Origin of the sequence: Kribbella steppae (assembly GCF_004342025.1) — a bacterium.
Taxonomy (GTDB): domain Bacteria; phylum Actinomycetota; class Actinomycetes; order Propionibacteriales; family Kribbellaceae; genus Kribbella; species Kribbella steppae.
On sequence record NZ_SLWN01000025.1, the window covers coordinates 50561 to 76387 of the forward strand.

Here is a 25827-nt window from a genome sequence, read left to right on the forward strand (position 1 = left end):
CGCCGAAACCTATGCCAAACACTGGGTCGCCGGAAAGCCCGGTCAAGAGGACTTGGCCAGGTTCTGGAGCAGGAGTGCCTCGGCGAGGCAGACCTTGGTGAACTCGGCCAGGTGCAGGCCCTCGTCGATGCCGTGGGCGCGGGTGTCCGGATCCTCCACCCCGGTGACCAGGATCGAGGCTTGCGGGAAGGTCTGCTGGAACTCGGCGATGAACGGGATCGAGCCGCCCATGCCCATGTCGATCGGCGCGACACCCCACGCGGTCTGGAAGGCCGACCGGGCCGCTTCGTACCCGGCGCCCCGCGCGTTCACGCTGCACGGCTGGCCGGTCTGGCCCTCGGTCACGGTCACCTGCGCACCCCACGGAGCGTTCTGCTCCAGGTGCTCGCGCAGCGCCGCGCTGGCCTTGATCGCATCGTCGCCGGGCGCGACCCGCAGGCTGATCTTGGCCCGCGCGACCGGGACCAGCGTGTTGCTGGCCTCCGCCACCGACGGCGCGTCGATACCCAGTACGGCGATCGACGGGCGAGTCCACAGGCGGTCGACGAGCGAACCCGAGCCGGTCAGCCGGACCGAGTCCAACACACTCGACTCGGCCCGCAGCCGGTCCTCCGGGTAATCCACATCCGCCGCCCGCGAAGCGTGCAGCCCGTCCACCGCGACATCACCCTTCTCGTCGTGCAGGGTGGCGAGCAGCCGGCACAACGTCGTCAGGGCGTCCGGGACCGGTCCGCCGAACAGACCGGAGTGGACCGCGTGGTCCAGCGTGCGCACCTCGACGTACGCCTCGACCAGACCGCGCAGCGACACGGTCAGCGCCGGCTGGCCGATGTCCCAGTTGCCGGAGTCCGCGATCACGATCGCGTCGGCGGCCAGCTCGTCGGAGTACTCGTCCAGCAGTTGCAGCAGGGTCGGCGAACCGATCTCCTCCTCACCCTCGACGAACACCGTCACACCCACCGGCAGATCGTTGCCGAAGGCCCGTACGGCGGCCAGGTGGGCGGCGATCCCGGCCTTGTCGTCGGCCGCGCCCCGGCCGTACAGCCGGTCGCCGCGCTCGGTCGGCACGAACGGGTCCGACGTCCACTGCTCGACCGGACCGGTCGGCTGGACGTCGTGATGCGCGTACAGCAGCACAGTCGGCTTCCCGGGAGGCGCGGACTTCTTCGCGATCACTGCCGGCGCACCCTCGCCGGCCCGGACGATCTTCACTGTGAATCCCTCGGCCTCGAACAGCGCCGCGGTCGCGTCGGCGGAGCGCTGGACGTCGGCCGCGCGGGCCGGTTCGTAGCTGACCGAAGGGATCCGGATGAGGTCCTCGAGGTCGGCACGGACGCTGGGCAGAACGCGGTCGATCGCCGCGGACAGATCGGTCATGCGCCTACCGTACGGCGTCCGTTCGCGGAGCCGACGCCCAGTTCACCCTCGCGCGTTACTCATTGGCGATCTACTCTGGAATTCTCGTAGGTTTCCGCCCAACCTCAGAGGATCCCTCATCATGGCCAGACGCCCACTCGCCATTCTCACCGTCCTGATCACCTCCGTCGCCGCCCTTACCGCCGCACTGCCCGCCAGGGCTGCGATCACTTGTGACACCGCCACCAGCGGTGGCTCGACCTTCTACGACGGCCCGTCCGCCTCCTACAAGTACGACGCCCGCTTCAGCAACAGCGCGAGCATCCCCAACCTGAGCACCCACACCCCGCAGGGGGCCGGCACTTGGTACAACTGGGACGGCTCCGGCAAGAACCTGCTCCTGGTCGCGTCGTACCGCACCGGCGCCGACTCACAGATCTACGGCATCGACCCGTCCACCGGCTCCACCGTCGGTGTGGTCGCCATCGCCGAGTCCCACGTCGGCGGCATCACCGTCAGCCAGGGCTGGGCATTCGTGTCCGGTCAGGGCAGCAGCATTCGTAAGTACAGCCTGACTGCGTTGCGGGATGCGATGAAGGCTGCTGGTACGCCGTACCTCACGCAGGTCGGGACAGCCAGGGACGTGGCCGCCTCGTCGTTCATCGGTAGCTATGGCGCCTCGCTGTTCTCCGGGTCGTTCAATGAGACGGGTCGCGGGGTCATGTACGAGTACAAGATCGCGGCCGACGGAACGTTGACCACTGTCGCGGGTGCGTGGGAGGTGCCGACCAAGACGCAGGGTCTGACGGTGACGGCCAACCACTTCATCTACAGCACGTCCTACGGGCGCACCAACCGCAGCAACCTCTACGTGGTCAAACGCGGTCAGAAGGACCTGGACGCGGCGGCGCTGAGCTGCTTCCGGGCACCGAGCATGACAGAGGGAATCACGGAGTACAACGGCACCGCGTACCTGGTCTACGAGTCCGCCTCACACCTCTACGGCTCCGACCCCGCCACCCTCAACGTCATCCCCCGCCTCCACAAGGCGTCCATCTCCAGCCTGACGTCGCTGGTGCCTTAACCACCTGGCGGGAGGTACGACGCCGAGTCCAGCACGTCCTGTCGCTGGCCGGCGTTGTCGTCCCGCACCTGGACCTGCAGCAGCTTGCCGCCGGGGTACTGGATGAACCGCTCGTAGACGCTGTGGGCCGTATTGCAGCTGTATCGGAAGAGGACAGCCTTCCGGCCATCGACATCCTGCGTCTCGCCTGGGACTGTGTCACAGCCGGGCGGGGGTGTGCTGGTGGTCGGAAGGTTGGTTCCGTTCACGAGGCCCGTGTACACGCCATCGACCTCCGTGGACTTGCCCCAGTTTGCCGTGTCCTCAGTCACCAGCAGCGCAGGTCCGTCAGCCCGCTCGGCCTTCTGCGACCAGTCCCGTGGCACCTCGACGGACAGCTGCTCGTACTCCACCTTCACCGGCCGGGTAAGCACGAATTGGTAGCCGCCGTAGCCGCCGGCGGCTGCCAGGAGGATGGCGGCGAGGGTGGCGATCACCCGGGAGCGCGCACGCCGCCGCGGTGGTGTGGTGACTGTCAACTGGTTGTCGCTGGCAAGGGCGGTGGCTTGGTCGACGCGACCCGTCGTGGTGGCGGGGGTGGGCATTTCGGCGGCAGGCACCAGGCCCGGCGGGATCTTGCCGGTCGTGTGAGCCTCTCGCAGCGCGTTGAGGAAGCTGTCCAGGTCCGGCCAGCGCTTGTCCCGGTCCGGCTCGAGTGCACGTCGTACGACGACATCGATCGCGTCCGGGACGTCCGCGCGGTGAGTCGTCATGGACGGCGGTGGTGACTCGATCTGCATCACCGCACCGAGGCTGGCCACGCCGTGCGGTGCCTGGCCGGTGAAGGCGGCGTACGCGACCGCCCCAAGCGAGTAGAGGTCCGCCCGGTGGTCCAGGCGTTCACCTCGTACCTGCTCCGGCGCGACGTACGACGGGGTGCCGCCGGGCATGGTGATCCGCGAGACCTCGGCCAGGGACTTGCCCAGCCCGAGGTCGGACAGCATCGCGCGGTCGTTGCCCTGCTCCTCGGTCCGGAACAGCACATTGGCCGGCTTCACGTCGCGGTGCAGGACACCGCGGGCGTGCAGGTGCTTGAGGCCCCTGCCGACCTCGGTGATGATGCGGACCGCGTCGGCGAGCTCCAGCGGACCGGCCTTGATCCGCTCCGCCAGCGTGCCGCCGTCGGCATAGGTGAGGACCATGTACGGGCGCCCGTCCTCGGTCTCCCCGATGTCGTGGACACCCACGACGTACAGCGAGTCGACCTTGCGGAGGAACCGTCCCTCGGCCAGGAACCGGCGCCGGACGTCGTCGTCCTCGATCCAGTTGTCGGACAGGATCTTGACCGCGACCTCGGCGTCGAGTTGCTCGTCCCGGGCCAGCCACACCGTCGCGAAACCCCCGGCACCGACCCGGCGGACCAGGGCGTACCGGCCGATCCGCTCTGGCTGGTCCATGGCGCAATTATGCTCGATACCTCCTGCGACACGTTCGCCGGAGCGAGCAGTACGGCGTTTCGGAGCGAACAAACCGGGTCTTCGGAGCGTCTCAAACGGCGACGGACGAGGGACGGGTGACGACCAGCAAACAACCGTTGGCCGCGGTTGCGGTCGCTGCTGTCCCCCGAGTCCCTACTGCTCGGATCGTGAGTGAGGAGTCCGCTGATGCGGAACAACAACAGGCGCCTGGTCATCCTGGTCGCATCAGTAGCAGTAGCCGCAGTAGCCATCGGCGCCGCCTTCGCCTACCGCCAGGGCCCCGAGGCCGCCCAAGCCGAGGCCGCCCCGTTGACCGGCTCCCCGTCGCCACAGACACCGTCCAAGACCCCCACGCCCGTCAAGCCGACTCCTACCACAAAGCCGACCACCGCCCCACCGAAATCCACCGGCCCGGTCAAGGTCACGGTGGACATCAACAAGCTCTCCCAGGGCCGTGCTCCCCAGATCCCGCACCTGGTCGGCCGCGAGGTCCGCGGCGGCGCCGGCAGCCCACTCAAGATCCCCGGCACCGGAGGCATCATCGCGATCGGTCGCCTGGACATCGCGGCTCTGGCTGTCGTCATGACCGGCGAGGACGACACCGAACTGCTGAAAGTCGACGGCACCGGCGAAGTCCGGCGTACTCCCGACGTGACGTCGCTGGCGACGACGGCTGACCAATCCGCGGCGGCGTACGGGTCCAGTTGGATCAGCAACCTCGGTGGCACCAAGAAGCAGGGGGGCACTGTCTACGCCGAGACTGTGGGCGAGAGCGGCTCGGTGAGATCACTGAAGGTGCCGGACGCCTGGAGCGTCCAGGTGCTCGAGTACGTCGATGGCAAGGTCTACTACCGCGCGGACACCGATGACACGGGCGCTTGGAAGCTCTATAGCTGGGTGCCCGGTGAAGCGAAGCCGACACTGGTCAAGACGGTCACCTCACCGTCGGCGGTGTCGAGAGACGGCCGTGTGGCCGCCTCGGTCAACCTGATCAACGACGGCGGCAGTTGCTCCTCGATGGTCGAGGTCGCCTCCGGCAAGCAGTTCTCACGAACCTGCGACTACTGGGTCACCGGATTCACCCCGGACACGGTAACTGCGGTCGGCGGGCCGGCGTACGGCGACGGCTACTGCAACGGGGTCCAGGCCGCCGTGGACACCCGGACCGGCAAGCTGATCCGCGAGTGGAACGGCTGCTTCCACCAGATCGTTGCCGAGGACGACCAGCACGTCCTGATCGTTGCCGTCGGCAAGGGCCAGGGCGAGGAGACCGGAGTCGAGCGCGCCATCATCCGCTGCAACCTCGCCACGCCCGACTGTGAACTCGCCACCCCGATCGCCGTCGACAAGGCGACAGAGATCGGCACCTGACTCTCGCCCGCGTGCTTTACACGTGAGGTGCCAGGCCCGATCCTCGGCGCCGTCTGCCGACAGCTAACTGCACTCCGTCTGAGGTCGCGCGGGGCCAGACTGGCGGCATGACGCGAGTTGCTGTGTTGGCGGATGTTCATGGGGTTTTGCCTGCGTTGGAGGCCGTGTTGGCGGAGGGGGACGTCCAGCAGGCCGACAGGATCGTGCTGGCTGGGGATATTGCCAGTGGGCCGTTGCCGGTGGAGACGCTGGATCTGCTCCAGTCGCTTGGGGAGCGGGTGGTCTGGGTCCGGGGGAATGCGGACCGGGAGCTGGTGGAGATGGCTCGGGGGGAGTTCACCCAGGAGCCGCCTGATGCTGTGAGTCCGTGGGCGGCGCGGGAGTTGCGGGCGGATCAGGTGGAGTTGCTGGCGGGGCTGCCGACGACTGCGACGATCGGCGAGGCGTTGTACTGCCACGCGACGCCGAGGGATGACGAAGAGATGGTGTTGGTGGACAGTCCGATCTCGCGCTGGGCTCAGGTGTTCAGTGGGCTGCCGGACGAGGTCAGGACGGTGGTCTGCGGGCACACGCACATGCCGTTCGCGCGGCAGGTCGATCGGCGGTTGGTGGTCAATGCCGGCAGCGTCGGGATGCCGTACGGCGCTCCTGGCCCCAGCTGGGCTCTGGTGACGCCCGAGGGGGTCCAGCTCCGGCGGTCAGCCCTGGACAGTACGAAGGCAGCGGACCGGATCGTCGCGGAGTCGTCGTACCCCGGCCGCGAGGCCTGGGTAGCCGAATACCTCCTCTCCAACTACTCCGACACAGAGGCGCTGGAGGCGTTCAGGCCCCGCGCGGAGGGCTGAGCGGCTACCGTCGACACGTGTTCGCACGACGGCGGAAGCATTTCGGGACTCTGGCTGACAAGGCGACGTACGCGACTCTGCATACCGCCTCGCTGGCCACACCTCACCTGCGCGAGGGCCTGACCCCCGCCGCGGCCGGCAAAGCGAGCCGCCACCTCAGGGACCTCCTTGGTACGGCGGCCATCGCCATCTGCGACTCGTCCGGCGTACTGGCCTGGGACGGGGTCGGTGGACCCTACGAGAGCAACCACCGGGGCGATGCGAAGGCGCTCGCCGCTCCCACCCTCCGCACCGGGCGTACGGCGGTGTTGGGAGCGCACGACGTGGCCTGTGGCGATCCGCAGTGTCCGATCCGTACGGCGGTCGTCGCTCCGATCGTGACCGAGGAGCGGGTGGTCGCCGTACTGCTCGCCTACAGCATCAAGTCGTCCGCGGCATTGGTCAGAGCGACCGAGGAGGTCGCCCGCTGGGTGTCGGGCCAGGTGGAGCTGGCGGAGCTCAACAGGGAGCGCACCCGGGCGATGGAGGCCGAACTGCGGGCGCTGCGGGCGCAGATCAGCCCGCACTTCATCTACAACGCGCTCGCCGCGATCGCGTCGTTCGTGCGGACCGACCCGGAGCGGGCGCGTGAACTGCTGCTGGAGTTCGCCGACTTCTCCCGGTACGCACTCCGACGTGGTGGCGAGTTCACCACGCTGGCCGACGAGTTGCGCAACGTCGAGCGGTACCTGGTGCTCGAGCAGGCCCGGTTCGGGGACCGGTTGAAGGTCTCGCTACTGATCGCACCCGAGGTGCTGCCGGTGGTCATCCCGTTCCTCGTCGTCCAGCCGCTGGTGGAGAACGCCGTACGCCATGGGCTGGAAGGCACCACCGGTGTCGGCCGGATCACCATCCGCGCCCGGGACCGGATCAACGAGGCCGAGATCAGCGTGGAGGACGACGGCGCCGGCAGCGACCCCGAGGTGATCCGGGCCGCGCTGTCCGGTGAGTCGGGCAGCGACTCGGTCGGCCTCGGCAACGTGGACGCCCGGCTCCGGCAGGTGTACGGCGACGCCTACGGCCTGGTCGTGGAGACCGCCGTCGACGCCGGCACGAAGGTCACCTTCCGCGTTCCCAAATACTCCTCAGGTGTACACGCTGTCTCGCGTTGACCGTGGTGGTGGGGCGGACTAGCGTCAACAGCAATCCCCCGAGGGCGTTGGCCTTGTGTATCCGCGGGAGCATCGCCGTTGGAACGGGATTCACCTGGGCGGGGCAGGCGACGACTGGATCGCCTTCTCAGGGGGCGATCGCAGCCCACGACAGCGATTTCACACGGCTCCATGGCGTTCCGCGGTGGAGCCTCCTGGAGAGGAGCAGTTTACTCGTGCCAGGTAACAGGGCAGTGATTTACAAAGGCCCGGGCGACGTGGCGGTCGAGACGATCGACTACCCGAGTCTGGAGCTCAAGGACGGCCCGGGGGTCAACCCCGCGAACGTGGGTCGGCAGATTCCTCACGGGGCGATCCTCAAGGTGGTGGCCAGCAACATCTGTGGCAGCGACCAGCACATGGTCCGCGGCCGGACGACGGCACCGTCCGGGCTCGCGCTCGGTCATGAGATCACCGGCGAGGTGGCGGAGATCGGCCCGGACGTCGAGTTCATCAAGGTCGGCGATCTGGTGTCCGTCCCGTTCAACATCGCCTGCGGGCGGTGTGTCAACTGCAAGGACGGCAAGACCGGCGTCTGCCTGAACGTGAACCCGGACCGGCCGGGGTCGGCGTACGGGTACGTCGACATGGGCGGCTGGGTCGGTGGCCAGGCGGAGTACGCGCTCGTGCCGTACGCCGATTGGAACCTGCTGAAGTTCCCCGACAAGGACCAGGCGCTGGAGAAGATCCGCGACCTGGCGATGCTGTCGGACATCTTCCCGACCGGGTACCACGGTGCTGTCACGGCCGGCGTCGGGACCGGTTCGACCGTCTACATCGCGGGCGCCGGGCCGGTCGGCCTGGCCGCGGCCACGTCGGCCTTCCTGCTCGGCGCGGCAGTTGTGATCGTGGCCGATCTGCAGAAGGAACGGCTGGAGCAGGCCCGCAGTTTCGGCTGCGAGACGGTCGATGTGTCGGAGGGTGATCCGAAGGACCAGATCGAGCGGATCCTCGGGGTGCCGGAGGTCGACAGCGCGATCGACGCGGTCGGGTTCGAGGCACACGGCCACGGCACCGACGCCCAGACCGAGCGTCCCGCGACCGTGCTGAACACGGTCATGGACGTCACCCGCGCCGGCGGCGCGGTCGGTATCCCCGGCCTCTACGTCACCGGCGATCCCGGTGCGGCCGACGATGCCGCGAAGTCCGGCTCGCTGTCGATCCGGCTGGGACTCGGCTGGGCCAAGTCGCTGTCGTTCACGACCGGACAGTGCCCGGTCATGCGGTACAACCGCCAGTTGATGCAGGCGATCCTGCACGACCGGACGCAGATCGCGAAGAACGTGAACGCCACGGTCATTCCACTGGACGAGGCGCCGCAGGGGTACAGCCAGTTCGACCAGGGGGCGGCGCGCAAGTATGTGCTCGACCCGCACGGACTGATCAAGTAGCCCGGGCAGACCGACGGGAGCTGGGTCACGGCCAGGCTCCCGTCGCCGTCCGCGGGCGCAGAGTCGTGACCGCGGCGAAACGTGCCGGTAACAACTCGCTGGTCATACTGCAGGGAGGGCAATCCGTCACGAGAGCGACCCCCTCCATGAGCAGCACAGCATGAGCAGTGACAGCCGGCTCGACCTCGAGTTCGCCTACACGACGTACCAGGACTCCTGCCGAGACCTCTACTCGCCGCACTACTACTGTCGGCGCCCGCGCGGCCACGACGGCGTCCACGCTGCGGGCTTCGGCTCGAGCCGCCTCCGCTGGGAGCACCAGCCCGACCACCCTCCGCACATGCTGTCCTGAGCTGCTGCTCGAGCTCACCTATCGGCCTCGGTGGCCCAGCTGAGCGCCTCGACGTCCGCGTCATCCAGCGTGAAGCTGAGTGCTCCGGCGTTCTGGGCGGCCTGAGCCGTGTTCTTGGCGCCGGGGATGGGCAGCACCCCGTCCTGCTGGATCAACCATCGCAAGGCGACCTGACTGGGGCTCCTGTCGTGGCGGTCACCGACTTCGCCCAGGAGATCGACCAGGTTCGCCAGGTTCTCGCTGCGGAACGGGCGGCTGTAGCGCCGCCATCCTGCTGGTCTGGTGGCAGCGGAGTACTTGCCGGTGAGTGCCCCAGAGGCCAGCGGCATGTAGGCGATGAGGGTCACCCCGAGCTCGCGGCAGGCATCGAGCACGCCATCCGTCTCGGGGTCGCGGTGCAGCAGCGAGTACTGGACCTGATTGGAGGCGAGCACCTGGCCGCGGCGGGCGAGTTCAGCATGGGCGGTGCGCATCTGTTCGGCGCTGTAGTTGCTCACCCCCACCGCGCGGATCTTTCCCGCCTCGACGGCGTCCGCCATCAGGTTCATCAGCGTTGGGATCGACATCCATCGGACCGGGTAGTGGACCTGGTACAGGTCGATCGTCGTCCGTCGCAAGCGGGCAAGGCTGCCGTCCAACGTTGCCGGCAGACTGCTCGCACGGGAGAAGGGGCCGAACGGGAACTTGGTCGCCACCACGACGTCCCTACCAGCCGTCAGCTCGCCAACCCTGCGCTCGGAAGCGCCCTTCCCGTACATCGCCGCGGTGTCCACGAGGTTGATCCCGGCGGACAGGCTCACGTCGAGCGCCGCTCGCTGGTCGTCGGCAGTGCTGGTCGGTCCGTAGGCGTTACGCGCGGGATTCCATCGTGGCGCGGTCGACATGTCGCCCCAGACCATCGCCCCGATGCCGAGCCGGGACACACGCACGTCCGTCTGCCCCAGCGTCATCGACAGCGAACCCGGCTCGATCATCCCACCAGCACCCTGTATAGACAGTAGCTCCGATTTGCCGTTCTTCATCTCGGCGGCCCGATTCCTTGGCATTAGTGTGTGGGCATGGCCGACACTCCCCTGCGCACGCTGGTCGCGGACGACGAGGAGCCCGCCCTGGCCGAGCTGGTGTACCTGCTCTCCCAGGACGACCGGATCGGCGAGATCAAGACCGCGTCGAACGGGCCGGACGCGCTGAAGATCCTGCAGGCCGCCGAGCTGGACGTGGTGTTCTGCGACATCAAGATGCCCGGCCTGACCGGGATCGACCTGGCCACGGTGCTGTCCAAGTTCCGCCACCCGCGCCCGCAGATCGTCTTCGTCACCGCGTACGACGAACACGCGGTGGCGGCGTTCGAACTCGAGGCGACCGACTACGTGATGAAGCCGGTCCGGGCGGAGCGGCTGTCGGAGGCGGTCCGCCGGGTAGTGACGGCGGGCGCGCCGGCCGCACTGCAGAGCGCCGACGAGTCCGACGACGAGGTGATCCCGGTCGAGCTGGCCGGCGTCACCCGGTTCGTCCAGCGCTCGACGGTCCGCTACGTCGAGGCGCAGGGTGACTACGCCCGCCTGCACACCGGGCAGAACTCGCACCTGGTCCGTATCCCGCTCAGCACGTTAGAGGAACGCTGGCGCGACGCCGGGTTCACCCGGATCCACCGCAGTACGCTCGTTGCCCTCGCGCACGTGGACGAGATGCGCGTCGACGGCGGCCGGTGCGCGGTCCGCGTCGGCGGCGACTGGCTCCCGGTCAGCCGTCGCCACACCCGTGAGCTCCGCGACCTCCTGGTCCGGTCGACGTCACTGCGCGGATGAGATGAGTACGCCGGAGGGCCCCGAGGACACCGCCGGGCAACGCGTACCTCGGCGCGTGCGGGTGACCAGTCCGCGGACGAGTGCCGCGCGCCGGCCGATCATCCCGACCGGTACCCGCGAGATCGACGAGCAGACCAGGCTCGGCGAGATCTACATGCACTCGCTGATCCAGTCCCAGCTCCGCCTCGCCCTCGCCGTCATCGGCGGTGCGGCCGTCGTACTGGGCGGCATCCCGCTGCTGTTCGCACTCGTCCCGGCCACCCGCACACTCGACATCTTCGGCCTGCCGCTGCCCTGGGTGATCCTCGGCATCGTGGTCTACCCGGTCGTGTACGTCTCCGCCCGGCTGTACGTCCGCAACGCCGAGCGGATCGAGGCCGACTTCACCGAGTTCGTGGGGCGGCAAGAGTAGATGTCACCGGCAACGAGTCTGATCGGGATCGGCCTGGTGATCGTGGCGACGATCGGGATCGGCCTGTTCGGGCTGCGGATCTCGCGCACCACCAGTGACTTCTACGTCGCCAGCCGGGTGGTCACGCCGCGCTGGAACGCATCCGCGATCAGCGGCGAATACTTGTCGGCGGCATCGTTCCTCGGCGTCGCCGGACTGGTGCTGGTCAACGGCGCCGACATGCTCTGGTTCTCCATCGGATACACGGTCGGCTACCTGATGCTGCTCGTGCTCGTCGCCGCACCGCTACGCCGATCGGGTGCGTACACCTTGCCCGACTTCGCCGAGACCCGGTTCGAGTCGGCCGTCGTACGACGGATCTGCGCCGGTCTGGTAGTCGGCATCGGCACGCTCTACCTGCTGCCTCAGCTCCACGGCGCCGGCCTCACCGTGCAAACGGTCACCGGCGCACCACCCGATGTCGGCGCCGCGGTCGTCGCGGTGATCGTGGTGATCAACGTCGCGGCGGGCGGGATGCGTTCGATCACCTTCGTCCAGGCGTTCCAGTACTGGCTGAAACTCACGGCCCTGGCCCTGCCGGTCTTCGTCATTCTGATCGCCTGGCGATCCTCCGAGCATCCGGTCGGCGTACTGGAGTCGCTACAGGGCGCCGGAGCGGTATGGGCCGAGCCGTTGTCCACCGCGGACGGCCGGGACCATCCGCTGTACGCGACCTATTCGTTGCTCTTGGCCCTTTGTTTCGGAACGATGGGCCTGCCGCACGTGCTCGTCCGCTTCTACACGAACCCGGACGGACGGGCGGCACGTCGTACGACGGTCGTCGTACTGGCGCTGCTGGGGACGTTCTACCTGTTCCCGCCGATGTACGCCATCCTCGGAAGGACGTTCGCTCCGGACCTGGTCGGGAGTGGCGCGGATACCGTCGTACTGGAGCTGCCGGGACGGATTTTCCCTGGTACAGCAGGGGATCTGCTCGGGGCGCTGGTCGCTGCGGGAGCGTTCGCGGCGTTCCTGTCGACGTCGTCCGGGTTGACCGTCGCGATCGCTGGGGTGATCGACCAGGACCTCTTGCGAAGCAGGTTGCACCGGTGGACCGGTGGTGACTACGTCGCGGTGAACAGCTTCCGGATCGCGGCGTTGCTGTCGATGTGCATACCCTATCTGGCGTTCCGCCTGACCGGGTCGCTGAGCCTCGCGGACACCGTCGGGCTGGCGTTCGCCGTGGCCGCGTCGACGTTCTGTCCCCTGCTGGTGCTGGGGATCTGGTGGCGGCGGATGTCCACGACCGGTGCCGCCGCCGGCCTCGTCGTCGGTGGAGTCGCGGCCAGCGCGGCGGCGCTGGTCAACGTGATCGGCGGCCCGCAGAGCGGTTGGCCGCAAGCACTCGTCGGGCAGCCGGCGGCGTGGACAATGCCGCTCGCCTTCATCACCGTGATCGTGGTGTCCAAGCTGACCCCGGACAAGATCCCCGCCGGCACCGCCCGCAGCATGGTCCGCCTGCACACCCCCGAGGCCGTCGACGTCGACCGAGGACTGCCGCTGCGTGAGCGGTCCGATCAAGCACAGTCGCCGTACCGCTCGTCGTGAGGATTCGACCGCTCGTCGCAGAACGGTGATCCACCGGTCGACTGGTGTGGTCCGCTGAGCGCTCAGTGCGTGTGGATGCTGTTTGTGCGGCGTGAGCCGGACCACAGTACGACCAGCAACCCCTGCCGGTCTTCCGCCCGGCCTGATCCGTCTGGAGGTCCCGCGAATGAACGAGCGAAGCGAGTTCATCATCGGGCACAGTGCGCCATGGCGCACATCCGCGCCCCGAGCGAAGCGAGGACGCGGATGAGCGACGCAACGCGATCCGCGGGCGATCCGGAAGTGTCGACGTACCGAGACGTCCAGCTGTCCCCGGACTTCTCCGAGTTGCGTCGCCGATTCCGGCGCTTCGTGTTCCCGATGACCGGCGTGTTCCTGGTCTGGTACTTCCTCTACGTCCTACTCGCCGCCTACGCACCCGACTTCATGTCGACGAAGGTCGCCGGCAACATCAACGTCGCGCTGCTGTTCGGGCTCGGCCAGTTCGTGTCGACCTTCGCCATCACGATGTTCTACGTCCGCTGGGCCGACAAGCGGCTCGATCCCGACGCCGAGACGCTTCGCCACCAGATCGAGGGAGTTGACCAGTGAGCGCCCCCCTGCTGTTGCCGCTGGCAACCGACATCGGCAACCCGACGGTCAACATCGCGATCTTCGCGCTGTTCGTGATCGCGACGCTGGCGATCGTGATCAAGGCATCCCGGAACAACCGGACCGCAGCCGACTTCTACGCCGGCGGCCGGTCCTTCACCGGCCCGCAGAACGGTGTCGCGATCGCTGGTGACTACCTGTCCGCCGCGTCCTTCCTCGGCATCGCGGGTGCGATCGCCCTGAACGGGTACGACGGCTTCCTCTACTCGATCGGCTTCCTGGTGGCGTGGCTGGTGGCCTTGCTGCTGGTCGCCGAGCTGCTCCGGAACACCGGCCGCTTCACGATGGCCGACGTACTGTCGTTCCGGCTCAAGCAGCGGCCGGTCCGGATGGCGGCCGCGATCTCGACCCTCGGCGTCTGCTTCTTCTACCTGCTGGCGCAGATGGCAGGCGCCGGGGGTCTGGTCGCCCTGCTGCTGGGTATCGACAGCCGGGCCGGGCAGAGCCTGGTGATCGCCGTGGTCGGCCTCATCATGATCACCTACGTGCTGGTCGGCGGGATGAAGGGCACCACCTGGGTGCAGATCATCAAGGCCGTCCTGCTGGTGATCGGCGCCGGCATCATGACGCTGTGGGTGCTGGCGAAGTACACCTTCAACCTGTCCAGCCTGCTCGGCGCTGCTGTCGACAACAGCCCGGCGGCCGGCGAGAAGCTGCTCAACCCGGGTCTGCAGTACGGCGCGACCGGCATCAGCAAGCTGGACTTCATCTCGCTGGCGCTGGCCCTCGTGCTCGGTACGGCGGGTCTGCCGCACGTCCTGATGCGCTTCTACACCGTGCCGAACTCCAAGGAAGCCCGCCGCAGCGTCAGCTGGGCGATCTGGATCATCGGCATCTTCTACCTGTTCACCCTGGTCCTCGGGTACGGCGCCGCCGCTCTCGTCGGACCGGACGCGATCAGGGCCGCTCCCGGTAAGGCGAACTCGGCGGCACCACTGCTGGCCTTCGAGCTCGGCGGTGAGCTGCTGCTGGGCGTCATCTCCGCGGTCGCCTTCGCCACCATCCTGGCCGTCGTGGCCGGCCTGACCATCACCGCGAGTACGTCGTTCGCCCACGACGTCTACGGCCAGGTGATCAAGAAGGGCCAGGTCAACGCGGACGGCGAGGTCCGGGTCGCCCGGATCACCGCGCTGGTGATCGGTGCGGTCGCGATCATCGGCGGCATCTTCGCCAACGGGCAGAACATCGCGTTCCTGGTGGCACTCGCGTTCGCGGTCGCGGCCAGTGCGAACCTGCCGACCATCCTGTACTCGCTGTTCTGGCGGCGGTTCAACACCCGCGGCGCGCTGTGGAGCATCTACGGCGGTCTGGGCTCGGCGATCATCCTGATCGCGTTCAGCCCGGTCGTCTCCGGCAAGGTGGACGCCAAGACTGGCGCGAGCCTGTCGATGATCACCGACACCAGCATCGACTTCCATTGGTTCCCGCTGGACAACCCCGGCATCGTCTCGATCCCGCTGGCCTTCGCGCTCGGCTGGCTCGGCACGGTCACCAGCAAGGAACAGACCAACGTCGACAAGTTCGCCGAGATGGAGGTCCGCTCCCTGACCGGCGCGGGCGCCGAGAAGGCGGTGCGGCACTAGAGACCTGTCAGGCAGGCCCTGCTGATTTCCAACGCGAACCTGCCTGGCAGCCCCACCTCCGCCCCTGAAGACGGACCCGGCTCCCCCTGCCCGGGTCCGTCTTCTCCGTTCAGCCGAGTTTGAGGGACGGCCAGAGGGCGTAGAAGGCGTCTCGGGAGTCGATGCCTCGTTGTTCTTCGGCGGCGTGGAGGCGGCCGAAGGTGAAGGCGTTGCCGCCGTCGAGGTGGACCTGGACGGCCAGTTGGCGCAGGAGGTCCCGGGAGACGACGGAGTCTTGGTGGGCGCCGAGGGTTTCCTGGACTTCTTCGGCGCGGGCGGCGAGGTCGGTGGCTTCGTCGCCGAGGGCTGGTTCGGCGGACTCCGCGGCGTACCGGAGTCGCTTGGCGGCCTTGCGGACCTCGTGGAGTTCGTGGTCCTGCTCGGCCGTGGTCTCGGCGGCCTCGGAGCGGCGGACCGCCTTCCGCATCCGCTTCCAATCGTGATCGAGGAGATCGGGGATCTGCTTGGCCGCCTTGCGATCGTCGCCGGCCAGCGGCGGTTGAGCGATCAGCTCGTCGAGAGTGTCCAGCAGCCGGAAGTAGCGTTCGCTCTCCAACGCTGCCAGCGCGCCGGCTCGGCCTTCCTTGTACACAGCCCGCAGGTGGTCGTCGATTCGGCCCGCGACCCGGCCCATCACCAGCTCGACCGGCTGTTCGGCGACCTCGGCGGCGAAGTGTTCACGCTGGACCTCAGCATCCCGCGCGACCCCGAGCTCACCGGCCAGCCACTTCAGCTCATCCCGGATCTCGTCGCCCGCCTCGCGGTCCAGCACCGGCCGGTACGTCGCCAAGGCCGAACGCAGCCGGCGCGTCGCCACCCTGAACTTGTGGATCGAGTCCGGGACGTCACGCCGTACCTCTGGATCCCGCTCCCGGATCGCCTGCACCTGGGCGCCGGCGTACGCCCGGAACAGGTCCGACGTACGCGGCTTCGAAGGCAGCTCCCACTCATCACGCATCGACACCCGGTCGCCCAGGGCGCGGGCCAGCTTGCTCGGCCCCGCCGCGGGTGTCGCGCCCGCAGAGCTCAGCAACTTGTCGGCCGCCGCCAGCAGCTCCTTGTCGCCGGTGACGAGCTCGAACTCCCACTCCCGCCAGGTCTCGGGGTCGGCTCCCTCGGGATCGGCTCCCTCGGACTCGGCTCCCTCGGACTCGGCTCCGTCGAGCTCGGGTGCGACGGTCGCGGTGACGCGGTCGTCGGCGAGCTCCGCGAGGACGTTGCCACTCTCGTCGAACAGTCGACGGACGACGCGCGTGGTGCTCAGCGTCACGACCGGGACGAGCTCGTAGTCGCGAACATGGACCCGCACCGTCCGCACCACCGCGATCGGCACCTTGCGGACCACACGGCCGAGTGGGTGATGGACCTCCAGCCGTTCGCCCGAGGACTTCGGGAACTTCACGTGCCAGCCGTCGTCCTCACCACCGGACCGCCGGCGCAAGGTCACCTTGTTGGCCGCGAGATCCAGCGCTTCGGTGTCGTAGTACACCGCCTCCAGCTCCAACTTGACCGGCCGGGAAACCCGTACGACACCGGGAAGCTCATGCAATGCGGGCAGGCTCGCCTGCTCGTCGACGTCGTACTTGGTCTCGATCTCCACTTGCTCGGTCGCCGCCATACCTCCCTGTTTACCAGGAGTTCATGAACTGGTCAGCCGCACGCACGTCGGCGACCGCTCGCTCCAGATCTCGATCGGGTACGGCGTTGTGCCCGATGCCCCGTGTGGACGGCCAGCGCTGCCGACGGTGGTTGCGTTCGAGGGCCCAGCCGATGAGTCCGGCGAGGACTAGGAGTGTGATCATCTGAGGCCTACCGATTTGAAGAAGGTGTAGTGGAAGGTGCCGCCCGACTCGGCGGCTTTGTCCAGGTCGCGGATGCCCTGCGCCCATTCGGCCGGCGTTCGCATCCCGGCTGCGATGGCTCGCTCCCGGACCGACTCGACCATCGCGATGAACGTCTTCCGGGTGAACCCGTCGACCAGGTGGGGCAGCGTCTCGTCGGCGTACACGGTGCAAGGCCAGGCCCGCACGTCGTCGTACCCGGCGTCCTTGAGCAACGGCTGCAAGCGGCGACCGATCAGGGCATCGCCGCCTGACGAGGCCTGCAGGTCGATGAGGCAGTCGATGACGGCTTGCGCCGCCGTACTCCGAGGGTGGAAGAAGGCCGACTCGTGATCGCCTTCGATCACGGTGATCGTGCCGCCGGGCTTCAGGAGCTGACGCAGCCGGACCAGCGCCTCGTGCGGGTTCGGCAGGTGCTCGAGGACGAAGCAGAGGAAGACGTGGTCGAAGGATGCGTCGGGGAAGGGCAGGTCGAACAGATCACCGTGATGCCAGTCGACCTCCGCACCGATCGCCGCGACCCGGGCCTTGGCCTGGGCGAGTGATTCCTCGGAGATGTCGACCGAGACGAGGTCGATACCTGGGCTGCGGGTCACCAGCTGGACCGTCTGCGCGCCGACGCCGCAACCCGCCTCGAGCACGCGGCTCCCGGCCGGGTAACTGGTCCCGGCATGCAGCAGGTCGGCGAGAGTCTGCGCCTGGTCGGTCAGCCGGCGGGTCTCGGCGGGGGTGTAGCCGTGCACGTAGTCAGTTCCCATATCTCTACGCTGCCGCCACTATGGACTAGTGAACAGGTCCAATCAGGGCGAAATTGGCCGGTCCAAAGCGGGAGCCGACTTCCTTCAGCTGGATCCGGCGGACGCTCCGGCCGGCGGGTTGTCGGACTGGCTGACCGAGCGGCTCCGGGCCGCGATCTCGGACGGCCGGCTCCCGATCGGCAGCCGGCTGCCGGCCACCCGCGTTCTCGCGGCCGAACTGCAGATCTCGCGCGGCGTCGTCACCGAGGCCTACCAACGCCTCACCGAAGACGGCCAAGTAGCCGGCCGCGGCCGCGCCGGCACAATCGTCGTGGCCGCGCCCATCTCCCCCACACCTCGCCCCACCACGGCCGCCCGAGCCACCACAGCCGCCCAGCCCACCGCCGCGAACCTGGCGCCAGGCTCATCCCGCGCTGACCGCGCCCGCCCCGGAACTCAACCTCAGACCGACTCAGCAACCACCGGTCTCGGCCAGCCCAGCTCACCTCAACCCGCCAACACCCCGGCGACGCCAGGAGTGCCCGCGCCGGACTCCCCCCGCCCCGACCGCGCCCGCCCCGGAACTCGACCTCAGGCCGACTCAGCAGCCGCCGGCCTCGGCCAGCCCACCTCACCTCAACCCGCCAACACCCCCGCGACGCCAGGGGTGCCCGCGCCGGACTCGCCCCGCCCCGACCGCGCCCGCTTCGGAACTCAACCTCAGACCGACCCGGCAGCCCCCGGCCTCGGCCAGCCCACCTCACCTCAACCCGCCAAGACCCCGGCGACGCCAGGGGTGCCCGCGCCGGGCTCACCCCGCCCCGACCGCCCCCGCCTCGGAACTCAACCTCAGACCGACTCAGCAACCGCCGGCCTCGGCCAGCCCACCTCACCTCAACCCGCCAACACCCCGGCGGAGCCGGTGGTGTTCGAGCCGGGGCTCGACGTCTTCGACTTGCTCCGGGCGGCGCCGGCACGGATCGACCTGACGCCTGGGGTGCCGGACCTCGCGGCCTTCCCGCGCACAGCCTGGCTGCGGGCCGAGCGAGCGGTGCTGAACGATCTCGAGTCGGCGGAGTTTGGGTACGGCGACCCATCCGGCACACCGGCGTTGCGTCGCGCGGTCGCCAACTGGCTGGCCCGCAACCGCGGCGTCACGGCTCACCCCGAAGACCTCATCATCGTGGCCGGGGTCTCCCAGGCGATCGGCCTCGTCGCCCAGGTCCTCAAAACCCGCGGTGTCACCGAGATGGCCGTCGAGGATCCCGGCTCACTCGGCTCCCGCCAGCACCTGCAGAACTGGGGTCTCCACACACCCCCGATCCCGGTCGACGAAGGCGGTCTCCGGGTCGATCTCCTCCGCGAATCCGGTGCCCGCGTGGTGATGGCGACTCCGGCGCACCATTTCCCGACTGGCGTCGTACTGGATGGAGAGCGGCGGCGGGAGTTGATCCAGTGGGCTGCCGAGGGCGGGCTGATCATGGAGGACGACTACGACGCCGAGCATCGGTACGACCGGCCGCCGGTTCCCGCGTTGCGGGCGATGCTGGCCGATCAGGTGATCTACGCAGGCAGCGTGTCGAAGCTGCTCGCGCCGTCGTTGCGAATCGGGTGGATGTTGCCACCGCCGGCGTACAAGGACGACCTGATCGCGATGAAGCGCCTGGCCGACCTCGGCAACGCGGCACTCCCGCAGCTCACCCTGGCCCACCTGATGGAGTCCGGCGAACTCGAACGCCAACTCCGCTTCCTCCGCCGCCGGCACCGAACCCGCCGCGACGCGATGGTCCGCGCCGTCACCAACTACTTGCCCTCAGCAACCGTCCATGGCGCCGCTGCCGGCCTGCACCTCACCATCACCTTCGACTCCCAGTTGAACGACGTCGACCTGGCCGCCGCCGCCTTGCAGAAGGGCATCAAGACCCACCCACTCTCCTGGCACTGCCAACTCCCGCACACCCCCGGCCTCGTCCTCGGGTACGCCGCCCGCACGCCCACAGAACTCACCGAAGCGATAGCCACCATCGCCGAAGTCATGCGATGACCCCCGCCCCACGACGCCCGGCGGCAAGAACGCGCGCCGCCCGGGCAACCCGGCAACCACACTGCAACTCACGGGCGCCCCGGCAGCCAAACTGCAGCTCACGGGCAACCCGGGAGGCATATTGCAGCCTGCGTCAGGCCCGCGGTGCGGAGTGCATGCTCTCGGCCGCCACGTTTGGCGGAGGCCCGAGGTCAGCGTCACCGACCCTGGCAACGCTCTCTCAACCACCGCGTTGACCGACGCCGAAGGTCAACGCCCGCGACCCTGCAGCGCGCTCCCAACCACCACGTTGACCGACGCGGGAGGTCAGCGCCGGCGAGCCTACGGCGCAATGCGAGCGCCACGTTCTGACCGACGCGGAGGTCAACGCCCGCGACCCGCCAGCGCGCTGTCGACCGCCACGTTCGACCGAGGCCGGTCAGCGCCCGCGACCATGCAGCGCTGACGGTCAACTTGCAGCGGTGTTGAGGCACGGCGTCGGCCCTCCGGTCCAAGCATCGCGACGCCTGCAATGGTGAGGTGATGAACCTCGGTCCCATGACGCCCGGCGGTGCAACCGTTGGCACGGGCGACCCGGGAGCCACGCTGCAGCCCGCGTCGGGCCTGCAGTGTGGAGTGCATGCTCTCGACCGCTACATTCGCCGACGCCGGAGGTCACCCCCGCAACCCTGCAGCGGCTCTCAACCGCTACGTTGACCGAGGCCGGAGGTCAACGCCCGCGACCCGCCAGCGGCTCTCAACCGCCACGTCGACCGACGCCGAAGGTCAACGCCCGCGACCCTGCAGCGCAGTGTCGACGCCACGTTCTGACCGAGGCGGAGGTCAGCGGCCGCGACCGTGAGCACTGATGGTCAGCTTGCGGCGGTGTTGAGGTCCGCGGCGTCGCCCCACGGGTCCACCGTCGCCGCGCGTGCAGTGATGATGCGTCGCACACCGGCGACTGACAGACCGTCAGAGTCGTCTTGCCGCGAACTGCAGGCCGCCGAGTCCGTGACCGCGGTCTGGGATGGGTCGGCGACCGCGGGCGGGGGTAGATCGGTGGGGCGTGCGTGGGCGGGGCGCGAGTCGGTGGGGCGCGCGTGGGCGTGGGACGGCGGACCAGGTGTGGTGCTGGTCGGGGCAGGAGAGGGCACAGCAGAGAGTGGGCGGTATCTGGTGCGGGGGATGGGATCGGGGCTGGCCCAAGTGGGGCGGGCGACGTGGACTACGCCGTCGATGATCTGGATGCGCCAGTGGCCGGCGTGAAGGTCGATGTGGTGGCGCTTGCAGAGGAGGACGAGGTTTGAGACTGCGGTCACGCCGCCGTCGATCCAGTGGATCAGGTGATGGGCCTCGCACTGGATCGGTGGGGCACCGCAGACGACGCAGCCCTTGTCGCGGGCGTTCAGGGCGCGACGCATCGCGCGGGTGACGAAGCGTTCGCTGGTACCGACATCCAGCGGCTGCGACTTCGACCCCAGCACGATCGGCAGCACTTCGGCATCGCAGGCCAGGCGGCGGATCGCGGCAGCGGACAGGGTGCCACCGAACACCAGCTCACCGGTCGAGGTCGCGGCGGCAGCCTTGAGTGCGTCGAAGTCGATCGTCACGCTGATATGTGTCTTCGGCCCATGCCCCGCCACGGACCCTGGACCCGCCCTACCGACCTGCACCGGACCCGTGTTGGCAAGCTGCTCTGGGCCGGTGATACCCGGCAGCGGAGGCTGCCCAGCACCGGCATTCGCGGCAATGGTCCCGGCACCTGCACTCACTGCACCAGCGGCTGAACCATTGGCCTTGGCCCCGGCCGGGGAATTGGCAGGAGCAACGTCGGCGGCCGAACCGCTGGCCTTGCCGGCCGCGGCGGGGGAACTGGCAGGAGCAACGTCGGCGGCCGAACCACTGACCTTGCCGGCCGCGGCCGGGGAACTGGCAGGAGCAACGTCGGCGGCCGAACCACTGACCTTGCCGGCCGCGGCCGGGGAACTGGCAGGAGCATCGTCGGCGGCCGAACCACTGGCCCTGCTGGCTGCGGCCAGCGAGTTGGCAGGGGTAGCGTCGGCGGCTGAGTTGAGGATGGTGGTGAGGGCGTCGGCCTGGCGCTTGTCGCGGGGGCGGGGGTCGAGTTCGCCGTCGAAGGTCTTGTGCGGCCTGGCGTGGGTGTGGATCAGGACGCGGAACAACTCGGCGTTCTCGTTGGCCAGGAAGCCGCGAAAGTTCACGCCTTGGTCGACGTTCTTCAGGGTCAGGGACTCGCGGGCGTAGGCGTTCTTCTCGTCCGGCTCGGGGCCGTCGGGGTCGAGGATGTCACGGATCTTCTTCCCCGCCAGGCGAAGCTCGGCCGGGGTATGGGTGGCGGCCAGATCGATCAGTTTCCGCTCGGCGAACTCGACGTTCTCGACCGGCACGGTGGTAGGGACCTTGGCCAGCACCGAGACGATGGCCTCCGCCTGCGCAGGATGCACCCGCCAGCCATCGGAAGCAGCAGGATCGTCGGTGTCGGGGTGAGCGCTCGCTGGGTTGGGAAACGGGGTCGACGGATCGGGCAGCGCCGCGGCGGTCGCCGGGTGTTTGACCAGCGCGTCGGCGAGGTGGACGTCGCGGCGGGCCGCGGTCGAGTCGATGCGGTAGCGCTGTGACAGCAGCCGCGCCGTGTCACCGGCACCGATCTCCTTGGCGTAGCCAGACTGTTCGAAGTCGGCGATCAGTTGCAGCTCGATCGTCTTCAACCGTGCCTGCTCGGCGAAGACCGCGTCGAGAGTCGACAGCTTCTCACTGTCACTCATCGACCATACGGGCCGCTCACCGAGGATCTCCATACCGACAAGCGTAGACATGCCCACCGACAATTCCCAAGCCAGACCCCCTTATTTTCAAGGGAATTCAGCATCCGATGCTTATCCACAGGCAGCCGGCCTGTGGATAAGCACGCGCCTCAATTAGTTGCCAACTGCCACTACCTACCGGCAACGCCACGCAGCGCCCGCCGACTCGGCCTCCACCAGTTCGCACGCCCGGCGAGCTTCATGAACGCAGGCAGCAGCACACCCCGGATCGCGGTCGCATCCACGAGCACCGCCACCGCCATACCGATCCCGATCATCTTCAGATAAACGACTCCGCCGGTCGCATAGACCGCGAACGACAACGCCAGTACGGCGGCCGCAGTCGTCACCAATGGAGCTGACTGCTGCAACCCGGTCGCCACCGCCGTCACCGTGTCACCCGTCCGCAGGTACTCCTCCCGGATCCGCGACACGATGAACACCTCGTAATCCATCGACAGCCCGTAGACGATGCAGAACATCAGCATCGGCATACTCGCCTCCAGCACCCCGGTGGCGGTGAACCCGAGCGGCCCGGACAGGTTCCCGCGCTGGAACACCCACACCATCACGCCGAACATCACGGACAGACTCAGCAGATTCAGCACAGTCGCCTTCAACGGCAACAGCACACTGCCCGTCGCGAGATAGAGCACCCCGAAGCTCAGCAGCAGGATCAGCCCCAGCACCAACGGGATCCGCTCGGTCAACGCCGACCGCCAGTCCACCATCTCAGCCGGAGTCCCGCCGATGATCGCGTCGTACGGCGCCTCGACCGCGCGTACCCGCTCCACCCATCCGGCGGTGTCACCTTCGAGCGCAGTCTGGGTCGGCGTGACGGTCAGGTAGGAGCCGCCGCTCCGGGTGTAGGTGTCCACCTGGGCGACACCGTCCAGCTTCGACAGCGTCTCGGCGTACGGCGGAAGTGCGGTGACCTCAGGTGTCGTCGGCATCACGACGTACAACGCATCGGACTCCTCCTGACCGAAGTTTGCCCTGACCTGGTCGGCCATGATCCGGCTGCTCGCGTCGGCCGGCAGGATCCGTGCGTCGGGCAGCCCGAGCCGCAGCCCGAGAGCCGGTGCCGAGAGCAACAAGATCAGCGCGAGCATCGCCCCGCCGGTGAGCACCGGACGCCGCATCACCTGCTGGGCCAGGCGGAACCATCGACCCTCGCTCCGTTGGGCAACCCTTCCGGCCGCGCGATGGCCGAGGAGGGCGAGTACGGCGGGGAGGATCACGAGTGCACCGACTAGCGCTGAGGCGACGACGAGCACACCGGCGTACCCGAAGGAACGCAGGAAGGACAACGGGAACAGGAGCAGAGCGAGCAACGACATGGCCACGGTCAGACCACTGAAGAAGACCGTCCGGCCGGCCGTGCGGACAGCCCCAACCACAGCGTCGGCCACGTCCGCACCGGCGGCCAACTCCTCGCGGTAGCGCGCGATGACGAACAGGCAGTAGTCGACTCCGAGAGCGAGACCCATGACGAGCGCGAGGTTCGCGGCGAAGGTGGAGACCTCGGTGAACGCGGCGATTACCCTCAGCCCGGCGAGCGCACCGCCGACCGCGAAGACACCAACCCCCAAGGTCACTAGGGCCAATGCGATCTTGCGATAGATCAGGATCAGCAGCACCAGGACCATCGGCAGAACGATCAGCTCCGCACGCAGGAAGTCCGCACGGGCCTGCGCGCCGATCTCGCGGAACACCTCATCCTGACCGCCGGACTCCACAATCACGCCGCCCCGTTGACCGGCGAACTCCTTCGCCAGTTCGCCAACACGAGCGCGGGCCTCGTTGACCTCTCCGGGCACCCGGACCAGGACGAGTGCTTGGCGAGAGTCCTTGCTGCGCAGGGCCGGGCTGTCGCCGCGCGACCAGTACGACGCCGCTTCGGCGACGCCGGCGCGGTCGGCGATCTCCGCGGTGAGCTCGAGACCGGCCGCGCGTACGGCGGGATCGTCGACGGTGCCGCGGTCAGCGGTGACGAGAAACGCGAGGTTGGGCGGGCCGGTCTCGAACTGACTCGCGAGGATCCGACGCGCGCGGTCCGACTCCGAGGCCGGATCCGCGATCCGGGAGAGCGACAACGCATTCAGGGCGCCGGCCGCGACCGCCAGGATCAGGCCGGTCAGCACGACCGAGAGAACGGCGATGAGCCGGCGACGCCGAACCAGGAGCCGACCGAGCCGATCAAGCAACGGCGATGGGGTCGGGGTGAAGTCGTCAGGCACGGGCGGGCTGGTCGGGGTGAAGTCGTCAGGCACCGGCGGGCTGGTCGGGGTGAAGTCGTCAGGCACCGGCGGGCTGGTCGGCGTGAGGTGGTCAGGCACCGGCGGGCTTGTCGGCGTGAGGTGGTCAGGCACCGGCGGGCTTGTCGGCGTGAGGTGGTCAGGCACCGGCAGGCTTGTCGGGGTGAGGTCGTCAGGCACAGGCGGATGGGTCGGGGTGCGGCGATCGGACACGGGCGGACCTCCGGAGCCGGCGGCGGTAAGATGACGAAACACGAGCAGTTGCTCGCATACGGAAAAATACGAGCATTTGCTCGTATTTGTCAACGAAGGGGTGCTGCATGCCCGAGGAACCGCGTCGGCAGGCGCGTGGGCAGCGGCGGATGGAGCAGCTGACCGACGCGGCCGCGGTGGTGTTCGCCGAGGCCGGGTACGCGAAGGCGACCACCAATGCGATCGCCAAACAGGCCGGCGTCTCACCCGGCACGCTGTACCAGTTCTTCGCCAACAAGGAGGCGCTCGCCGAGGCGCTGGCCGACCGCTACCGGGCCGAGCTGAAGGCCGCCCACGAGAAGGCGTTCGACCTGAACATGGCGAAACTTCCGCTGCCGGAGTTGGTCGACCGGATGATCCGCCCGATGGTCGAGGTCAACCTCGCCAACCCGGGCTTCAAGGCACTGTTCAGCAGCGGCGACCTCCCCGACCGCCTGACCGCGCCGACCCGGGCACTCCAGCAGGCCGTCACCGGTCGCGTCGCCGAGGTCATCGCGGCCCGCATCCCCGACCTGCCCGCCGAGCAACGCGACACCGCCGCAGCCGTCGCCACCCAGATCTTCGCCGCCCTCCTCGGCACGATCGTCACCGCCCCACCCGCCGACCGCGAACGCTGGATCACCGAACTCAACCGAGCCCTGGTCGGCTACCTGAGCCCGCTGGAGTCTGCCTAGCTTTCGCGCCGCGAGTCAAGGTTGAGTTTGGGCAGGTGTGAGTGACGCCGGGCGTTTGTTGTGAACGTTCGGCGTGGCTCGCGACGAAGGA

At 68.5% G+C, this 25827-nt stretch carries 21 protein-coding genes; 13 read left to right on the plus strand and 8 right to left on the minus strand.

Annotation, left to right across the window (positions count from 1 at the left end):
• Positions 1–42 precede the first annotated feature (42 nt).
• The gene (locus tag EV652_RS42305; RefSeq protein WP_132216678.1) at positions 43–1377 is read right to left on the minus strand and encodes a dipeptidase; all 1335 of its coding nucleotides are present in this window, start codon (positions 1375–1377) and stop codon (positions 43–45) included.
• Between the two features lie 121 nt (positions 1378–1498).
• Here EV652_RS42305 and EV652_RS42310 point away from each other — a divergent pair, with 121 nt between their 5' ends.
• Entirely contained in the window at positions 1499–2440 is a 942-nt protein-coding gene (locus tag EV652_RS42310; RefSeq protein ID WP_132216681.1) for a hypothetical protein, read from the plus strand.
• Here EV652_RS42310 and EV652_RS42315 read toward each other — a convergent pair.
• Positions 2437–3876 (minus strand): serine/threonine-protein kinase, encoded by a 1440-nt coding sequence (locus EV652_RS42315; RefSeq protein ID WP_132216684.1) that lies wholly within the window; start codon positions 3874–3876, stop codon positions 2437–2439. The genes EV652_RS42310 and EV652_RS42315 overlap by 4 nt on opposite strands.
• A 207-nt stretch (positions 3877–4083) precedes the next feature.
• On the opposite strand from EV652_RS42315, the gene EV652_RS42320 reads away from it, so the two are divergent.
• From EV652_RS42320 to EV652_RS42340, 5 genes are all read left to right on the plus strand, one after another.
• A complete protein-coding gene (locus tag EV652_RS42320) occupies positions 4084–5268 on the plus strand; it encodes a hypothetical protein (protein WP_132216687.1) in 1185 nt (394 codons plus the stop codon).
• A 107-nt stretch (positions 5269–5375) separates the two neighbouring features.
• Positions 5376–6113, plus strand: coding sequence for a metallophosphoesterase family protein (locus EV652_RS42325; protein ID WP_132216690.1), 738 nt, complete (start codon positions 5376–5378; stop codon positions 6111–6113).
• Between the two features lie 17 nt (positions 6114–6130).
• Positions 6131–7264 (plus strand): histidine kinase, encoded by a 1134-nt coding sequence (locus EV652_RS42330; protein ID WP_132216693.1) that lies wholly within the window; start codon positions 6131–6133, stop codon positions 7262–7264.
• Between the two features lie 233 nt (positions 7265–7497).
• Positions 7498–8694 carry a formaldehyde dehydrogenase, glutathione-independent gene (gene fdhA / locus EV652_RS42335; RefSeq protein WP_242002334.1) on the plus strand — a complete coding sequence of 399 codons (1197 nt, stop codon included), beginning with the start codon at positions 7498–7500 and terminating at the stop codon, positions 8692–8694.
• 160 nt (positions 8695–8854) lie between these two features.
• Positions 8855–9046 (plus strand): hypothetical protein, encoded by a 192-nt coding sequence (locus EV652_RS42340; protein WP_132216699.1) that lies wholly within the window; start codon positions 8855–8857, stop codon positions 9044–9046.
• Positions 9047–9060: 14 nt separating this feature from the next.
• On the opposite strand, the gene EV652_RS42345 is transcribed toward EV652_RS42340, so the two are convergent.
• Entirely contained in the window at positions 9061–10068 is a 1008-nt protein-coding gene (locus EV652_RS42345; protein ID WP_199238708.1) for an aldo/keto reductase, read from the minus strand.
• 36 nt (positions 10069–10104) lie between these two features.
• Here EV652_RS42345 and EV652_RS42350 point away from each other — a divergent pair, with 36 nt between their 5' ends.
• The 5 genes from EV652_RS42350 to EV652_RS42370 all read left to right on the plus strand — a co-directional run bounded on the left by EV652_RS42350 (position 10105) and on the right by EV652_RS42370 (position 15087).
• Entirely contained in the window at positions 10105–10854 is a 750-nt protein-coding gene (locus tag EV652_RS42350) for a LytR/AlgR family response regulator transcription factor (RefSeq protein WP_132216702.1), read from the plus strand.
• Between the two features lies 1 nt (position 10855).
• Positions 10856–11266, plus strand: coding sequence for a hypothetical protein (locus EV652_RS42355; RefSeq protein WP_132216705.1), 411 nt, complete (start codon positions 10856–10858; stop codon positions 11264–11266).
• Positions 11267–12853 (plus strand): sodium/solute symporter, encoded by a 1587-nt coding sequence (locus EV652_RS42360; protein ID WP_132216708.1) that lies wholly within the window; start codon positions 11267–11269, stop codon positions 12851–12853. It begins immediately after the preceding gene.
• A 246-nt stretch (positions 12854–13099) separates the two neighbouring features.
• Entirely contained in the window at positions 13100–13444 is a 345-nt protein-coding gene (locus tag EV652_RS42365; RefSeq protein WP_132216711.1) for a DUF485 domain-containing protein, read from the plus strand.
• The gene (locus EV652_RS42370) at positions 13441–15087 is read left to right on the plus strand and encodes a monocarboxylic acid transporter (RefSeq protein WP_132216714.1); all 1647 of its coding nucleotides are present in this window, start codon (positions 13441–13443) and stop codon (positions 15085–15087) included. The genes EV652_RS42365 and EV652_RS42370 overlap by 4 nt, the downstream gene beginning before the upstream one ends.
• A 109-nt stretch (positions 15088–15196) precedes the next feature.
• On the opposite strand, the gene EV652_RS42375 is transcribed toward EV652_RS42370, so the two are convergent.
• The 3 genes from EV652_RS42375 to EV652_RS42380 are packed head-to-tail and all read right to left on the minus strand — an operon-like array spanning position 15197 to position 17725.
• Positions 15197–16744, minus strand: a complete 1548-nt coding sequence (locus tag EV652_RS42375; RefSeq protein WP_132216717.1) for a CYTH and CHAD domain-containing protein — start codon at positions 16742–16744, stop codon at positions 15197–15199.
• A 10-nt stretch (positions 16745–16754) separates the two neighbouring features.
• Positions 16755–16928: a hypothetical protein gene (locus EV652_RS44955; protein ID WP_199238709.1), complete on the minus strand. Its 174-nt coding sequence runs from the start codon at positions 16926–16928 to the stop codon at positions 16755–16757.
• Positions 16925–17725, minus strand: coding sequence for a methyltransferase domain-containing protein (locus EV652_RS42380; protein WP_132216720.1), 801 nt, complete (start codon positions 17723–17725; stop codon positions 16925–16927). The genes EV652_RS44955 and EV652_RS42380 overlap by 4 nt, the downstream gene beginning before the upstream one ends.
• Before the next feature lie 28 nt (positions 17726–17753).
• On the opposite strand from EV652_RS42380, the gene EV652_RS42390 reads away from it, so the two are divergent.
• Positions 17754–19748, plus strand: coding sequence for an aminotransferase-like domain-containing protein (locus EV652_RS42390; protein ID WP_242002335.1), 1995 nt, complete (start codon positions 17754–17756; stop codon positions 19746–19748).
• An 851-nt stretch (positions 19749–20599) separates the two neighbouring features.
• Here the strand turns inward: EV652_RS42390 and EV652_RS42395 are convergent.
• Positions 20600–22513 carry an HNH endonuclease signature motif containing protein gene (locus tag EV652_RS42395; protein WP_158441548.1) on the minus strand — a complete coding sequence of 638 codons (1914 nt, stop codon included), beginning with the start codon at positions 22511–22513 and terminating at the stop codon, positions 20600–20602.
• A gap of 170 nt (positions 22514–22683) precedes the next feature.
• Positions 22684–25023: an MMPL family transporter gene (locus EV652_RS42400; protein WP_242002336.1), complete on the minus strand. Its 2340-nt coding sequence runs from the start codon at positions 25021–25023 to the stop codon at positions 22684–22686.
• 107 nt (positions 25024–25130) lie between these two features.
• Here EV652_RS42400 and EV652_RS42405 point away from each other — a divergent pair, with 107 nt between their 5' ends.
• Positions 25131–25736, plus strand: a complete 606-nt coding sequence (locus tag EV652_RS42405) for a TetR/AcrR family transcriptional regulator (protein ID WP_199238710.1) — start codon at positions 25131–25133, stop codon at positions 25734–25736.
• The last annotated feature ends 91 nt before the right edge of the window (positions 25737–25827 follow it).

Coding starts and splice junctions, on each gene's coding strand:
- EV652_RS42315 (WP_132216684.1), bottom strand. CDS start 3,876: ATGGACCAGCCAGAGCGGATCGGCCGGTACGCCCTGGTCCGCCGGGTC.
- EV652_RS42395 (WP_158441548.1), bottom strand. CDS start 22,513: ATGAGTGACAGTGAGAAGCTGTCGACTCTCGACGCGGTCTTCGCCGAG.
- EV652_RS42360 (WP_132216708.1), top strand. CDS start 11,267: ATGTCACCGGCAACGAGTCTGATCGGGATCGGCCTGGTGATCGTGGCG.
- EV652_RS42375 (WP_132216717.1), bottom strand. CDS start 16,744: ATGGCGGCGACCGAGCAAGTGGAGATCGAGACCAAGTACGACGTCGAC.
- EV652_RS44955 (WP_199238709.1), bottom strand. CDS start 16,928: ATGATCACACTCCTAGTCCTCGCCGGACTCATCGGCTGGGCCCTCGAA.
- EV652_RS42310 (WP_132216681.1), top strand. CDS start 1,499: ATGGCCAGACGCCCACTCGCCATTCTCACCGTCCTGATCACCTCCGTC.
- EV652_RS42365 (WP_132216711.1), top strand. CDS start 13,100: ATGAGCGACGCAACGCGATCCGCGGGCGATCCGGAAGTGTCGACGTAC.
- EV652_RS42405 (WP_199238710.1), top strand. CDS start 25,131: ATGCCCGAGGAACCGCGTCGGCAGGCGCGTGGGCAGCGGCGGATGGAG.
- EV652_RS42355 (WP_132216705.1), top strand. CDS start 10,856: ATGAGTACGCCGGAGGGCCCCGAGGACACCGCCGGGCAACGCGTACCT.
- EV652_RS42345 (WP_199238708.1), bottom strand. CDS start 10,068: ATGAAGAACGGCAAATCGGAGCTACTGTCTATACAGGGTGCTGGTGGG.
- EV652_RS42380 (WP_132216720.1), bottom strand. CDS start 17,725: ATGGGAACTGACTACGTGCACGGCTACACCCCCGCCGAGACCCGCCGG.
- EV652_RS42305 (WP_132216678.1), bottom strand. CDS start 1,377: ATGACCGATCTGTCCGCGGCGATCGACCGCGTTCTGCCCAGCGTCCGT.
- EV652_RS42350 (WP_132216702.1), top strand. CDS start 10,105: ATGGCCGACACTCCCCTGCGCACGCTGGTCGCGGACGACGAGGAGCCC.
- EV652_RS42340 (WP_132216699.1), top strand. CDS start 8,855: ATGAGCAGTGACAGCCGGCTCGACCTCGAGTTCGCCTACACGACGTAC.
- EV652_RS42325 (WP_132216690.1), top strand. CDS start 5,376: ATGACGCGAGTTGCTGTGTTGGCGGATGTTCATGGGGTTTTGCCTGCG.
- EV652_RS42320 (WP_132216687.1), top strand. CDS start 4,084: ATGCGGAACAACAACAGGCGCCTGGTCATCCTGGTCGCATCAGTAGCA.